This is a genomic window from Bacillus bruguierae, assembly GCF_037104725.1.
Lineage (GTDB): Bacteria > Bacillota > Bacilli > Bacillales > Bacillaceae_G > Bacillus_A > Bacillus_A bruguierae.
In genome coordinates this window covers 32,379-47,653 of the sequence record NZ_JBAWSX010000005.1, presented here as the reverse complement: position 1 = coordinate 47,653, position 15,275 = coordinate 32,379, and the positions used below count along the sequence as shown (strand labels likewise).

At 32.7% G+C, this 15,275-nt stretch carries 13 protein-coding genes; all 13 read right to left on the bottom strand.

Annotated elements, in window-relative coordinates; translation table 11 throughout:
- Positions 1–16: 16 nt before the first annotated feature.
- A complete protein-coding gene (locus tag WAZ07_RS10575; RefSeq protein WP_336472413.1) occupies positions 17–1,216 on the bottom strand; it encodes a glycosyltransferase in 1,200 nt (399 codons plus the stop codon).
- 12 nt (positions 1,217–1,228) lie between these two features.
- On the bottom strand, positions 1,229–2,419 hold the full coding sequence (locus tag WAZ07_RS10570) for a glycosyltransferase (protein WP_336472412.1): 1,191 nt from the start codon (positions 2,417–2,419) through the stop codon (positions 1,229–1,231).
- A gap of 9 nt (positions 2,420–2,428) precedes the next feature.
- Entirely contained in the window at positions 2,429–3,589 is a 1,161-nt protein-coding gene (locus tag WAZ07_RS10565) for a polysaccharide pyruvyl transferase family protein (RefSeq protein ID WP_336472411.1), read from the bottom strand.
- Between the two features lie 18 nt (positions 3,590–3,607).
- Complete coding sequence (locus WAZ07_RS10560; RefSeq protein WP_336472410.1) at positions 3,608–4,639, bottom strand: glycosyltransferase; 1,032 nt, start codon at positions 4,637–4,639, stop codon at positions 3,608–3,610.
- Positions 4,640–5,006: 367 nt separating this feature from the next.
- Positions 5,007–6,209 carry a glycosyltransferase gene (locus WAZ07_RS10555; RefSeq protein WP_336472409.1) on the bottom strand — a complete coding sequence of 401 codons (1,203 nt, stop codon included), beginning with the start codon at positions 6,207–6,209 and terminating at the stop codon, positions 5,007–5,009.
- Positions 6,210–6,300: 91 nt separating this feature from the next.
- Entirely contained in the window at positions 6,301–6,909 is a 609-nt protein-coding gene (locus WAZ07_RS10550) for an acyltransferase (protein WP_336472408.1), read from the bottom strand.
- Positions 6,902–7,669: a glycosyltransferase family 32 protein gene (locus tag WAZ07_RS10545; protein ID WP_336472407.1), complete on the bottom strand. Its 768-nt coding sequence runs from the start codon at positions 7,667–7,669 to the stop codon at positions 6,902–6,904. The genes WAZ07_RS10550 and WAZ07_RS10545 overlap by 8 nt, the downstream gene beginning before the upstream one ends.
- A 269-nt stretch (positions 7,670–7,938) precedes the next feature.
- Complete coding sequence (locus tag WAZ07_RS10540; RefSeq protein ID WP_336472406.1) at positions 7,939–9,009, bottom strand: EpsG family protein; 1,071 nt, start codon at positions 9,007–9,009, stop codon at positions 7,939–7,941.
- A gap of 42 nt (positions 9,010–9,051) precedes the next feature.
- Positions 9,052–9,984 carry a glycosyltransferase family 2 protein gene (locus tag WAZ07_RS10535; RefSeq protein ID WP_336472405.1) on the bottom strand — a complete coding sequence of 311 codons (933 nt, stop codon included), beginning with the start codon at positions 9,982–9,984 and terminating at the stop codon, positions 9,052–9,054.
- Between the two features lie 29 nt (positions 9,985–10,013).
- Positions 10,014–11,123 carry a glycosyltransferase family 1 protein gene (locus tag WAZ07_RS10530; protein ID WP_336472404.1) on the bottom strand — a complete coding sequence of 370 codons (1,110 nt, stop codon included), beginning with the start codon at positions 11,121–11,123 and terminating at the stop codon, positions 10,014–10,016.
- Positions 11,124–11,134: 11 nt separating this feature from the next.
- Positions 11,135–12,202 carry a glycosyltransferase family 2 protein gene (locus WAZ07_RS10525; protein ID WP_336472403.1) on the bottom strand — a complete coding sequence of 356 codons (1,068 nt, stop codon included), beginning with the start codon at positions 12,200–12,202 and terminating at the stop codon, positions 11,135–11,137.
- Positions 12,165–13,331, bottom strand: a complete 1,167-nt coding sequence (locus WAZ07_RS10520) for a glycosyltransferase family 4 protein (protein ID WP_336472402.1) — start codon at positions 13,329–13,331, stop codon at positions 12,165–12,167. The genes WAZ07_RS10525 and WAZ07_RS10520 overlap by 38 nt, the downstream gene beginning before the upstream one ends.
- Before the next feature lie 57 nt (positions 13,332–13,388).
- Positions 13,389–15,215 carry a polysaccharide biosynthesis protein gene (locus WAZ07_RS10515; RefSeq protein ID WP_336472401.1) on the bottom strand — a complete coding sequence of 609 codons (1,827 nt, stop codon included), beginning with the start codon at positions 15,213–15,215 and terminating at the stop codon, positions 13,389–13,391.
- Positions 15,216–15,275 lie beyond the last annotated feature (60 nt).

Genomic DNA, 15,275 nt, shown 5'->3' with positions numbered 1-15,275 from the left:
CATAATTTTTTTCATATTATATTTTACTGTTTATTAATTTATATAAATTATCAATTTCACCTTCTGTTCCCAAGTCTTCTTCTGCAAGATTATTAATAAACTTCGCTCTTAACATTTCATCACTTATTAATATCTCAAGATTATCAGCTACTGAGATGGAATCCATTTCTGCAATCAACCCATCGATATTATTTTTTATATGATTATCAGCTGTTTCGAAATTAGTAATTACTATTGGTTTTGCTAATATTTTTGCTTCATCTATAGAAATTGATTTTCCTTCATATCTCGAAGTTTGTATGTATATATCTGATTGCCTTATATACGGGTATGGATTTTCTTTTAAACCTAATAGTATTATTCTTTCTTCTAAATTTCTTTCTTTTATACCTCTTTGTAATTCTTTTCTTACATTACCTTCTCCAATGATATACCACTTAATGTCATACCCTTTTTTAACAAGCCTATCGACTGCTTCTAAGGAAATATCTAATCCCTTTTCTTTAGCCAATCTACCTACAGAAATTAACGATATGCTTTTGTCACCTTCTGTTTTAAATTCTACCTTCTCTAATGACATTTTCCTTATCATTTTTGAAGAAACGATATTGTGTATACATACAAATTTTTTTTCATATTCAGGAAAGTTCTTTTTTAGAATATTAACTAATTCTTCTGATACAGTAACTACGTAATCTAATTTACCAAAATAAACTTTCTCTTTTTTATAATCAATCCCTAACTTATTATAATCTGTATGTATCCATCCAATTTTTCTTTTTGCTTTTACCTTATCTACACAAAAATATATAGGGTTTTTTTCTTGGAACCCTATAGCTGCATCATACTCTTTATTGATTTCACTTATTGAATTTGACATATATTTCCATAACTTTTGTTCAATAATAGCGCCATTATTTTCTGTCTTAGCTAAATATCCTAATACAATCCTATTAAAAGATGTTTTAAAATCTCTTTTTTTAATTAACTCTATTAATGATTTCTTTATAGGCATATCAAAATATTTATAGTTCATAGGCTCAGGTAGTAAATGAACTTCTTTTGGTAGCTTATTTATAAATATCCCTTCATGCTTGAATAAAAACAAATCTACACTGTACAAAGAATAATCTATCGTTTCCAATAAGGATATTAGCGATTTCTCAGCCCCGCCACAAGTTAGATTATTCATTACAAATAATAATTTTTTTTTCATGAGTCCCACCCACTAAAAAGTCTCATACAGCTTATTTATTTCTCCTTCTGTCCCTAATTTCAATTGGGATAAATTATATGCTAAACGTTCTCTTAAACTTATATCTTTTACAAGCTTTTCAACCCCATTTGCAACAGCATCTGCATCCATATCTACAATTAGGCCATCTATGCCATCATTTATCTGATCTTTTGCTGTACTGAAATTAGTTACAATTATAGGTTTGTTTAATATTTTTGCTTCATCTATAGCTATAGACTTTCCTTCAAATCTAGATGTCTGTATATATATATCGGCTTGCTTTATATATGGATATGGATTGGACTTTAAGCCCAATAAACGAAACGTTCCTTCTAATTTATTTTCTTTAATTAAATTCGTTAATTTCTCTCTCTCTTCCCCTTCGCCAATAATATTCCACTTTATGTTATATCCTCTATCAATTAGTTTCTTACAAGATTCTATAGCCAATTCAAAAGCCTTCTGATAATGTAATCTCCCAATAGAAAGTAGTACAATTTCATTATCCTTTCTATCATACACATCGATATTATTTTGATTGGCCATTTTATTTATCATTGTCGGTGAAACGATATTATATATAACTCTTACTTTATTCTTTTGGCTCGGAAATCTATTTTTTAGTTTATTTGCGCATTCTTCCGAAACAGTAACGATATGGTCTAACTCTTTAAAGTAATCAATATCAAAATTTGGATCCATACCTAATTTGTCATAATCAATATGAACCCATCCTATTTTTTTAAAAGCATTTACTTTGTCTACACAAAAATATGTAGATGTTTTTTCTAAAAATCCTATAGCTACATCATATTTTTTGGGTAATTTTTCCAAAGACTTGGAGACATATTTCCAGTTATATTGTTCCCTTATTGATATATTTCTAGCATTTCTATTTCTTATAGCAAACATCACTCGATTATATGCTAGTGTCATTTCACGCTTTAATATGAGCTGCTTAATAGATTTAAATAGTGGTAAAGCAAATAAGTGGTAAGTTTCTGGAAGTGATAGAATTTGTACCTCTTTTGGTACAAATTCCATAAACATTCCATCATGTTTTAATAAAAACAAATCTACATTATATAAGTTGTAGTCTATTTGAGATAATAAATTTACTAAACTCTTTTCTCCACCAGCAGCTGTTAAACTAGGTATAACAAATAATAAATTCTTTTTCATTGATACACCTCACTTAACTAGTTCAGCTAAATATTCTACCGCTTTATACGACATTTTCTTTATATTAGGGATAGATTTCTGTAATGTTTGTCTCAATTCTGTTTCTTCGCTTACCATCTCATCAAATTTAGCCTTTAGCTTCTCACTGCTTGATATCTCTTCTAACCCTAAAACTAATTTTTCTTCTCCGAATATATCTTTCGATATTCCTTTTGACTTTATGCTATACCCTAATACCATAGTTGGAACACAATTCGAATAAGCTGCTATAGTCGCATGTGTTCTAGCTCCTATGAAAAATCTCATTCTAGCAATATACCCCTTATATTGTATTGCATTTAAGTCATTTGGCAGTATGATTACTCTCCCAGTATTTTTAAATTCCTCATAATATTTATATAAAACTTCATAATCGTTATTTCCATCCATTATTACATGAGGTGTGAGAGCAATTGTTAAATCTGTAGTATTTAATATATGATTTATTAATTCTCTTACTGCCGCTTGGGAGTCTTTATTTCTCTCCCAGACAAGTGGGCTAAAGTTTAATCCAACTGTATTTCCTTCTTGCCATCCCTTAGGCAATTCCAGCTCTTCTTTTTCCATAGTAAATGCTGGATCAGCACATAATTTAACATTATTGAGCCCCTTACTTTTTAACATATTATAAGTAAGGCTTTCACGAGCTAGTATTGCATCAAACAGCTTTAAGTCTTCTAATTTTTTCTCAGACATGTCCTCGTCACCGATAGAACATCCCCATAAAACCAATTTTTTCCCTTGTGCCTTTACTCTTCTATCTATCTCATACAATGCAGGCTGCTCTCCATAGCAATAGTTATCTCCTCCTATAGATAAGCATACATCTACATCTTTTATACGTTTAATGATGTTATTTTCCATTTTAGCTAATGCATAAGATTCATCATTAAAAAACTTTACCTTAAGTAAAGCCATCCACCAATCATATGAATACTTCTTTATACTACTGCTAGAACCCTCATATATTTCATCCAACTGAGGAATTATCTTGTCCGTTTCTGGTTTACTTGATACTAAGTACACCTTTGTGTCATCTGTTTTTTCTTTGATAATATTCGTAGAAGAACGAACTATTGCTTCGCATCCTCTATTTAAACTGCCTCCATGGGCAAACATCATAATTTTCATATTAGCCTCTCCCAATAACTATTTACTTCGAAATCTACTGTAAGCAACAGCACAATATAGTCCAATTGCCGACTTTTTCCTTATCATGTCTATCACAGCTTTCTCATATCTTCCTAATTTACTGTAATTTTCACTGCAATAAACAGGTAACGCTTCTCTAACATATTTATTTCGAATCATATTTTTTACATATCTATACCTCGTACTAAAACTTACATCTTTAGATGGGGTAAAATAAATATATATATATGACATTACACTATTTATAAATTTTATTGATTTTAACTGGTGCGCCTTTACTTTGTCGACCTTATCAGTATATATTTGTGGCAATTCCATGTTATACACTTCTACGGCTCTCTTAAAATAATCTTTTTCTACTATATTTCTAGTAGCACTGCCAGTTACCTCTCTATAGTGGTATCCAGCATAATTTATATATTTCATACTAGTTGCATTACTAAAGAATTCGATGTTAAACATTCCGTCTTCTCCTAATGCAACTTTTTCTGGAAATTTCACATCATTTTCATTTATTATATTATTTTTATAAATTTTATTCACAGCAGTATTTAAATGATCTGTCTTAAGAAAATAAGGCAATAGTTCTTGATCTATATATTCTTTTTTAAGAACAGTATCTACTGGAAATGGATACCTTATTGCTACCTTATGTCCTTCCATTTCACCGTTAATATTTGATATAACTACATCACAATCATCTTGCTTTGCAGAGTTATATAATACTTCATACATTGCTCTCTCTATGTAATCATCAGCATCAACAAATCCAACATATTCCCCAGTCGCTAAACATAACCCTTTGTTCCTGGCAATGCTTACGCCCTGATTTTCTTGATTTATAAGTATTATCCTATTATCTAATTCTTTATAACGCTCAATAACTTCTCTACTATTGTCCGTCGAACCATCATTAATAAATATAAATTCACATTGTTGAAGTGTTTGATTTAAAAGTGATTCTACACACTGTGTAATATATTTTCCTGCATTATAAACCGGTATTATTACACTTACTTTTATGCTCATGCCTAAATCCCGCCTCTACCAGGAAACCCTGCATTATAATAATCCATACATTTTTATTATGATCGGTTCATCACCAAAAGACGGGGGTAACATATAGATAGATGTACACTCCACTCCGAGTGGACGCTTTCCGCGGGCGAGAGCGAGCCTCCTCGGCAAGCCTGCGGGATCTCACTTTCCTCGCTATTCCCGCAGGAGTTGCCACTCTCCGTTCCGTGTATGAAAAATGTTTCATTTTCGAAAAAATCAACCCCATGTTACGGTGAAGAACCTTAGCCAACAGGCCTAAACAGTCAGCTCCGCTTTTCTTTATAAGTCGCTGCTATGTAGAATACAACATAACCGCTACTTGCTTGCTCCTTTTGTTTTAGGTTTCAATAATTTTATATAACTTATCTAACTCATAACTATTACTATATTCCCTACTTTTCAGATGATGAATCAATGTATTTCTGAGCTTATCATCTTTATATAGAGTTTCAATCCCTTTAACTAACCCCTCAATACTTGAATCGCATATTATACCTTCAAATCCATCTTCCAACTGACTAGCTGCAGTAGGATAATTCGTAATCAATATAGGACTCTCAAGTATTTTAGCCTCTGTCACTGTAACTGCTTTTCCTTCATATCGAGACGGCTGCACGTATAAATCGCATGCTTTCATATATGGATATGGATTGGTTTGTTTGCCTAATAATATAAAACTATTTTCTAAATTGTTCTCTGCTATTAGTTCTCTAAGAATAGATTCATCTGAGCCATATCCTATCACATACCACTTTATATTATTAAATCCTTTGTCGTGCAACATTCTAAGTGCTTTTATAGCACGATCAAACCCTTTGGCATACGACAATCTTCCAACCGATACGATATTAAAAGTACCATTATCTTGCTTATTAAAATCTACAACATTAGCAGCCATTTTCCGAATAAACTCTGGTGAAGTAATATTCTCTATAAGCAAGATTTTCTCTTTCAATGATGGATATACAGTCAAGAACGCTTTTGTGCATTCATCTGATATAGATGCAATATAATCAAACTTATTCCACATAGTAAGATCTAATTCATTATCAATTTCTAACGTACTGTAATCTGTATGGATCCAAGCTATTTTTTTATCAGCATTTACATTATCAGCTAAAATATCGTGTGGCCATGCATAACTAATTGCAAAGTCATACTTTTTTTTCTGTTTAGGCAAGAAGTATGATACATATTTTGAAACAAGTTGCATCTGAATATATCCTGATCCTTCTTTTAATTGCCGTTGTTTTGATTTTCTACCTGCGATATACTTGCTTACTATTCTTATAATTGATGCTAAAAAATAGCCTTCCCGTATGCATTGCCTAATGGATTTTCTAAATACGGTGTATTTACCTATTTGAGGTAACACATTAACTTTATCAGGGATTAAATGCATGAAATCTCCTGTGTGATTTAATATTAGTAAATCTACGTTATATGTGTTGTAGTCAAAGGTTTCTAGCATATTAATTAAGCTTCTTTCCGCACCGCCAATTTCCATATCATACATAGAAATTAAAATATTTTTCTTCATGTAATTCCCCGCGTTCATATTTTGTTCTTGATATGAGTGAAATCATTATACATTATGAAATTATATAGACGACACTTTCACATGAACTGCTTCAACTCGTGCGATTGATACATACGTTTTCTCGTTTATTTACAAACAGTGTATTTGAAGGAATATTTCCTTTTACAACACTTCCAGCAGCTATCACAGTATTATCACCTATAAACGTATCCCTCAATATAACTACATTAGAACCAATCCAAACATTCTCTCCTATCTTTACTTCACCCTTTATTAAGTGCTCATCTTCAATGTTCTTATAATTATGGTCATGATCGTTAATACTTACATTAGGAGCTATCTTTGTGTTTTTTCCAATTGATATTTTATTTATACAGTTAATGTTACAGTTATCATTAATGAACACTTTCTCACCTATATCTAGTACCCCATTAAAATCAATTCGAATACTCGTATTTCTTCTGACAAACACAAATTTTCCAATATTGATTTTTGAATGCTTATTAAAAACCTCTATCCTACTTTTTGTTTGGAGTGCAAAAATTGAGCAATTTATATTACGGAAGTATATTAACTTATAGAAAACACCTCTTAATACACCGATTAAGTGTGAAAGATTCATCAACACTGCAAAATATAACCCTCTGTTACGACTTTCTGTAACTAGCGTTTGGAATATTTTTTTTAATATATTAATCATGCATTTTCTCCTTAAAAGCTTCTTTTCGCCCCGCATGTTGTCTCAACTTAGCAATATTATCCCCACCTATGATTTTGGCTAAAATTAATTTTATTTTACCCTTTATCCGCGCTTTAGGTGGTAACCAGCTCTTATAAAAATGATGCATAGCATGTGTATTTTCTGTTATAAATTTTCTGCAATTAATATAGTCATATGGTGAGAAATATGTTTGGGGATAGAAAGTTCCTATTCCCTCTATTTCCTGATACTCTCCGTTTGTTTTTAATCCTATATTTTTTAATATCTCTGTCACAATAGCTACATTCGTCAAATCATCATAGCTTCCATCCTCTTTAATGAAACCCTTCTCTTCATATGAATCTAGAAATGTTTTTATAAGCTTATTTTCTTTAGCCGCTCCTATTGTGCTTGTAGCTATGTAATTTTCTTGTTCAAATCCCCAAAATGAATCATGATGCAATAGATTATTAAAAGATTTAAATACCTCCACATCAGTATCCAAATAAATACCGCCATAATAATATAAAGCATGTACCCTAACATAATCACTTACAAATGCAAATTTGCCAGCTTTGTATGCCTCTTTTACATATGAATTACAATTTATATCAAAATTATCTTCATTCCATTCTAGTATTTCATATTCTGGTAGATTCTTTTTCCAACTCTCTATGCATTTTTTGACAATGTCAGGTTTGTCTTTTCCTCCAAACCAGCAGTAATGTATAGTCCTGGGTATTTTTTTAAGTTTTTTCACTTTAAAGCCTCCTCTTTAAAGTAGGAAGTCCCTTTTTTTATGCTCTATTCGTTATACTTATTCATATATAAATCCAACTTGGCTTTCCAACACACAAGTCGCCGCCATGCCAAGCAAAACATAACCCGCTACTTTCTGTCTCTCTTTGTTTGAACTTCGCATGTGACAGAAATAGGTACTGACCGCTTCTACGCATGGCCAGATGCTCCCGACCACCTAAAAAGAAAAGGGGTTTATGTCAGGTTTTTAATTCGGATTTATATATAACTCTAAAGTTTTATAAAGTTACTTCCATATCCAACGCCTGCAAGGCTTACTACACATTCATAGTAGTAATACACAAGATAGAATATTAAAATCCCATAATAAATAAGCTTTCGATCTTTTTCAGTAAATAATTTTACAACCCAAGAAATTAATATGAGTTGATACAATCCAAAATAAATAGAAAATCTAGCAAATATCCAGTTTTGGGTTGAGATAATCATAAAGACAAGCCCTAATATAGACATATTTACAACAGGATCACTTTTAGGAAACAACTCCCTTAATCTATCTTTCCCTAAGTAAGCGAGAATAATCGGTACGGCATAAACAATAACCCTGAGTATATTTGCACCGCCCTCAGAAAAGTTTTTGTACTCACTATATTGACTATTCTCTATAACTGCAAATAAAGCATCCATAAATTGGTTAAATCCTATAACGATAAGTACCGCGCAAACAAGAAGAATATACGTTTGCTTTGACCAAGCCTCTTTCCTAACTATAAAATAAATAGGAATGAGGATAAGCGCTGTCTGGTGTACAGTTGATGCAAGTAGGATAATTAAAATATACTTTTTCCAATTACCTTCAAATATATATTTTGTTGCCGCAAATACAATTGCAGCTGCCAAAAATTGCCTTATTCCATTCATCGAAGTTAAAAACATGCCACCTGTTATATATACAAATAAACTTAACTCAAACATTCTTGCATATTTATATAAAACAAGCACTATCAATAGGTTTGTAATCAATGCTGTTACAAAAATCAGCAGTTGCGGATCATGGGAAAAATTTTGTAAAAACATTTGATAAATATTAAATCCAATGTCCTTTTCCGACTTAATCATTTCCCAGCTAAAATTGAGAGTGGCATATGAATGCATATAGGCAAAAGTATCTCCAATATTATTACGAAGGCCCGATACTAATATTAATGTGGTCATAGCACAAAACACTAAAAATTTATTTGGTCGGATAAAAGATCCCCTCATAATAATCGGTTTAGAAAAATACCTTGCAAAAAAAGAAAAACAATAAACTAAAGCAAGATTCACCCATAATACAGTCATTCACCAATCACTTCCATATCTTAAGTGTATATAACTCCATCCCTATTCTTCTTTACCTGTACCTCTACTCGTTTTATTTTTTTTCAAAACAGTAGTTCTATGTGTATTCAGAATATAACAATAAAGCAAAAACCCCAAAGGCGTTGCCACGAAAGTAGTCCATTTACATGGAGACTCTTTTAAAAATTTATAGTTTTTTATCATGAAATTACTGGACACATAATGCATGGCTTCTCTAAATCTGTCTTTAAATGAAGGTGCATATTGCATGGCTATTTTCCTAAAAAAAGAAAAACCACGTGGATTTTTCTTATACTGCTTAATAATGTTCATACTTGACCCATCATCTAAATATTCTACAAAACACAGCACTTCATTCATAATAAGTAAGGGACATTCTTGATCAATCAGAATATACTTATAACTAAGTGGACAATACTTTTCCCCTGGAAATATTGGATAGGGCGGGGAGTTACGTGTAAGTTCGGATCGATATACAAGTTTTTTATCCCCTTTCACTTTATGTTTTACATATAAATCTGAAAGTTTAGATTCTCTTAAATCAGACGGCATTTTAGTTCCGATAATGTTTCCATTCTGATTTGCATCCAATCCAACTATACCAGCATAACGATCACTTCCATTTTGTTTCCAAAATGAAAGGATTTTCTCCACAGCGTCATCAGCCATATAATCATCAGAGTCTATACAAACATTTAGTTCTGTATCAATTAATTCATAAGCAGTATTGTGGGCCCCATGCATTCCTTGATTTTCCTGATAATAATAACGAATTGGAACGAAACCCTCTGAAATCCACTTTTCCACAAGTTCCTTTGTGTTATCTGTAGATCCATCATCAATAATTAACCAAATAAAGTCTTTAGAAGTTTGTCTTTTCAAACTGTCGTAGCATAGATGTAATGTGTACGCACGATTAAACGCAGGTGTAAAGACAGTTAAAGTAGGACCCATCACAAAACCTCCAGAAATCTAAGTTTGTTTTATATGTAACTATGATCTAAATAATAATCCGTTAGCCATTTTGCCATCGTAGCAGTATCATATCCGTTTTTACGTAATAAATCAGACGTATCTTCATGGTCATATGATGAAGTAAGAATTTTTTCTGCCCAGACCTCCGGCGTTTCCTTTAAGCTCACAAACTCCATTCGACCGGACACATCCGTTTCATCTGTTATAGTGTCGGATATAACACATTTTAAACCGGCAGCCTGCGCTTCAACCAACACAACCGGCAACCCTTCAAAAAGCGAAGGAAACAGAAATAAATCGAACCCTTGCATAAGGGATGATATATCTCCTCTAACCCCTAAGAACCTCACATGTGACGATAACCCTAAGGTAGCTACCTTCTTTTCTATCAATGGTCGTAATTGACCATCCCCTACCATAACAAGCAGGGAATTAGGATTCTTATCATGTACAGCTTTAAACACATCAATTAGAAAATCATGATTTTTTTGCTTGTTAAATCTTCCGATATGTCCTAATACTAATTTATCTTCTGCACCTATTTCTTTCCTTATTTGCTTCCTAATTTCTTCATCATATTGAAATTCTTCTACATTAACTGCATTGTTAAGAACAGTTACTCCCTTAGCCTCACATGTTTTCCGTCCAAATAACCATTGTCCTGCATTTTTTGAACATGCAAAATACTTGCTTGGATTATCCTTCATCGAAAATCTCGCATACAAACGAAAAGGTAGCTTTATATCTATACCCAAATCGCTTAAATGACTATGCGCAATACGGCAAGGAACACCCGCACGTTTGGCTGCTCCAAGTACAAAACTGCTATTTTCGTTAATATGGGAATGTACTACTTTATATTCAGGATGAGCAGTAAAGAATTTATCAAGTAGTTTGAAATATGAACGATAATTACCAGGTCTTATTTGCGGCATTCGATAAATTCTTCCGCCAAGACTCAATATCTCATCATCATAATGCCCTTTTTCTTCTCTATGTACCATGAAGTCAAACTGTATCTTATTACGATCCAGCTTTCGGTAATAATTCATTAACATCGTTTCAAGCCCGCCACGATTCATGATCGTCACTACTTGCAATATACGATTAGGTTCCAATATTCCCCCTCCTATCTAACTATTTTTCTGAGTTTATCAATTGCTACTAAAATGAAATAAAATCCTAGTGTGAATCGAAACTTCGCACAAAAATAAAATGCCCTCCAAGCAACTGAAAAATATTTCATTTCAAATTGCCTAAAGGATTGTTTGATACGTTTATCCTTTAAAATCGAATGTAACTTGCTGATTTTCATCAAAGCAGATACTTTATTTTCTTTGCTTATTGTGTTTAAGCCGAGCCCTAATGTACTAAGACATATGCGATTATTTAAGGCTATATAAAAATCTTTTCCCATGTTTTTATCATCTAAGAAATTTTCAATTACACTGTAAAGATGAAACCACTGATTCATTAAACTAGGCTTATAAGACGATGTAACTGATGTAGTGTTTACCCTCCAATAATGATAATAAGGTTTATTGATAAAAACAAAAGTTTTTGCATAATAAAAAGCATAAATATTAAAAAGAGAATCTTCATTAGTCCCTATAGTACTAAGGTCCACAAATTCAATATTATTTTCTTTAAGAATATCTGAGCGATATAACTTTGACCATACCGTCCCCCATGCATCGAGAAGTTCTGGATTTGCTATTTCTTCATTTAAAGGACCAACCAAGCGTCTCATAACTTTTAATTGGACTTCTTCATTGTGATAACAAACTTTTTCAGGAAGGTTGAATTCTTTTATCTTTGAATGACTGCCAAACTCTCGAGTATACGTACACATAACAATATCGGCTTTTTCATCAACTGCACTATTATACATTGACTCATACATATCTTTATCGACCCAATCATCTGGGTCAACAAAACCAATATATTCCCCGTTTGCCGCGCGTATCCCCTCATTCCTAGCTGAAGAAACACCACCATTTTCCTTTTCTATCACCATAATACGACTATCTTTTTTTGCATAATCATTAAGTATTTTTGCACTTCCATCTGTTGAACCATCATTTACAGCTATAATTTCGATATCACTAAAATTTTGTGATAACAAACTATCCAAGCATCTACTTACGTATTGTTCAACATTATATATAGGCACTATCACACTGACTTTTGGTTTCATCTACATCCCTCAACATATATTGTGTATAAATATTATTCAATTCTGCACCTACTTGGGCAATTGAGTATTTTTTTACTCTATTTACATTTTCAATCCCAATTTTTTCACGCAGTGTTCTTGACTGAATACACTCCAGTATTCGCGTGGCCAAAAGTTCTTCCTCTTTTGGCGATACAATATAACCATTTATTGTATCCTTTATAAGCTCCCTGTGTCCTCTATTATCAGTAGCTACAACTGGAAGACCACAAGCCATAGCTTCCATAATGTTAACTGGCAAACCTTCTCGAAGGCTAGATGCAACGGCAATATCACACATTGGTACTAATGAAGCAATATCCGTTCGATATCCAAGAAAATGAACCATATCGGCAATTCCAAGCTCAATAGCCAAGCTCTTACAATCTTCCATTAATGGACCTTTTCCTGCGAGTAAAAGCTTTGCGTTAGGAGCTTCATCCTTTAGTAGGGCTAACGAACGAAGCAAAAATTGCTGATTTTTATTTTTGTTAAATTCAGCAGCATAGAACATTAGGAAATCATCTGGTTTGTATCCAAATTTCATCTTTAAATCTCGTTTATCTTCTTCTTTTACCAATTTGAATTGTTCCGTATCTACACCTATTCCATGAACGTGTTCAATACACTTTGCTTTAAATCGATGTTTCGCTGCAAGATTGTAATCTTCTGTATTGATTGTTATGAGACAATCTGTATAAGAAGCTAATCCTCTTTCAATTGGATAATATGCAAGCCAATTTATAAGAGGTGCACCCTTACAAAAATGAAATCCATGAGCTGTGTAAATCACCTTAGTTCCTTGTCTTCTCGCTTTTCTTGCAGCTAAGCGGGCAAGCACTCCTCCCATAGGTGTATGACAATGAATAATGCTGTACTTATTTTTATTGATAATTGATGTAAGCTTCTTATATGCCTGGAAGTTTTGCTTTTTAAAAGGTGATCTCTGAATAGGAATATCATATTTTTCATGTACATATGGAAGGTGCATATTACCACTTGCAGCAACATGTACCTCCCATCCCTGCTCCGCAAACCATTTCATATACGGTAAGTGAAATGCTTTAAAATGGTAATCTACTGTTGCACAAAACAACACTTTCTTAGGCAATTAAATCACACACCCATTCAACTATATTTTTGATTCAAGTACAGCTTCCACAAACCGTTAACCCAATGTTGGTGTTAATATTTTTGAAGCGTTATGTTTATTAGCCAAATCTAATAATATGTTTCGTAACTCTTCTTTATCCAAATCAGAGTGTGTAGAAATAATTTTTTCAATTTCTTCTATATAAATATTAGTTTCTTTTCCTACATAAATTCTCGGATAAATTTGTTGTTCAATCATTTCATCATCTTTTAATAGCTCTTCAAAAAGCTTTTCTCCCGGTCTCGTCCCAGTAAATTCTATACCAATTTCTTCAACAGAATTTCCTGATAGTTTAATTAAATTTTTAGCCAGGTCGACAATTTTCACTGGTTCTCCCATATCTAATACAAAAATTTCTCCGCCCTTAGCTAAAGCCCCGGCCTGCATAACTAGCCTTGATGCTTCCGGAATAGTCATAAAGTAACGAACCATATCTGGATGAGTAACTGTAACTGGTCCGCCTTTTTGAATTTGCTTCTTGAATAACGGAATTACACTACCTCTACTTCCTAATACATTTCCAAAACGAACCGCAACGAACTTTGTATGACTTGTTTTATTTGTATATTGAACAATCATTTCAGCCAATCTTTTCGTTGCTCCCATAACATTTGTTGGATTTACTGCTTTATCAGAAGAAATCATAACAAACGTTTCAACATCGTGCCAACTTGCTGCTTTTGCAACATTCATCGTTCCCATCAAGTTATTTTTCACAGCTTCTTCCGGATTATATTCCATTAATGGGACATGTTTATGTGCAGCAGCATGATAGACAACGTGCGGGTGATATTTATTCATCACTGACATCATTTTCTGACTGTCTTGTATGTCTGCAATTTCTGGAATAAATATAATCTCTGTATTACCATATAACTCTCTCAATTCCATTTCAATGGAGTAAATGCTATTTTCCCCATGGCCTAATAAAATTAACTGTTTTGGATTGAACTTTGCGACTTGTCTACAAATCTCTGAACCGATTGAACCACCAGCACCAGTCACTAAAATGACTTTATCAGTTATATATTCTGAAATGCTATTCATATCCAGCTCAACCGGACTGCGTCCTAGCAAGTCTTCTACTTGAACATCGCGGAATTCATTAACTGAAACTTTCCCTGTTACTAAATCTTCTAACATAGGAAGAATTTGCGTCTTTGCTTTTGTTTTTGAGCACTCTTTAAAAATGGCATTCAATCTTTTTTTTCTAAGAGAAGGGATGGCAATTATAATACTCTCAATATTAAATTCTTCAACAACACGCTCAATCTGATTTACTCCTCCAATTACTGGAATTCCCAGAATATCAAGATTATGCTTCTTCACATTATCATCAATAAATGCAACAGGTAATAATTCTGTATCATTGTTCTGTAGCAATTGTCTTACGACCATTGTCCCCGCAGAACCAGCCCCAATAATTAAAGTTCTCTTTTTCGTATCATCATTTTTAAAATACGCATCCCGGAACATCCGCCAAATAAAACGGGACCCTCCAATTAACAAAATGTGTATCATCCAAGTTACAGCAAGTAAACGAAAGTAAACTTCGTGTATCACTATTTTTTGTACAAAAGCTGTAGTAACGATAGTCAATGTAATAGCTTTAAAAATAATTAATAATTCCCCTATACTTGCATATTCCCATGCCTTTTTATACAACTTATAAAGAAAAGCAAAAAAATGATGGCTAAGTAGTAAAGTTATAGAGCTAATTACAGATGTTAATGTAATAACTCGAAAACTACCATTTACAAAAAAATAACTAAAATAAATTGCACCCAATACTATAAGTGAATCCATTAAAAGCAATAACGACAACCTTTGCCGGTACGTCATAAAATTCCCACCTTTTTAATCATGACTTTGAAAAAATTAAAACTTTTAACTATGAGATCT

Coding starts and splice junctions, on each gene's coding strand:
- WAZ07_RS10575 (WP_336472413.1), bottom strand. CDS start 1,216: ATGAAAAAAAAATTATTATTTGTAATGAATAATCTAACTTGTGGCGGG.
- WAZ07_RS10570 (WP_336472412.1), bottom strand. CDS start 2,419: ATGAAAAAGAATTTATTATTTGTTATACCTAGTTTAACAGCTGCTGGT.
- WAZ07_RS10565 (WP_336472411.1), bottom strand. CDS start 3,589: ATGAAAATTATGATGTTTGCCCATGGAGGCAGTTTAAATAGAGGATGC.
- WAZ07_RS10560 (WP_336472410.1), bottom strand. CDS start 4,639: ATGAGCATAAAAGTAAGTGTAATAATACCGGTTTATAATGCAGGAAAA.
- WAZ07_RS10555 (WP_336472409.1), bottom strand. CDS start 6,209: ATGAAGAAAAATATTTTAATTTCTATGTATGATATGGAAATTGGCGGT.
- WAZ07_RS10550 (WP_336472408.1), bottom strand. CDS start 6,909: ATGATTAATATATTAAAAAAAATATTCCAAACGCTAGTTACAGAAAGT.
- WAZ07_RS10540 (WP_336472406.1), bottom strand. CDS start 9,009: ATGACTGTATTATGGGTGAATCTTGCTTTAGTTTATTGTTTTTCTTTT.
- WAZ07_RS10535 (WP_336472405.1), bottom strand. CDS start 9,984: ATGGGTCCTACTTTAACTGTCTTTACACCTGCGTTTAATCGTGCGTAC.
- WAZ07_RS10525 (WP_336472403.1), bottom strand. CDS start 12,202: ATGAAACCAAAAGTCAGTGTGATAGTGCCTATATATAATGTTGAACAA.
- WAZ07_RS10515 (WP_336472401.1), bottom strand. CDS start 15,215: ATGACGTACCGGCAAAGGTTGTCGTTATTGCTTTTAATGGATTCACTT.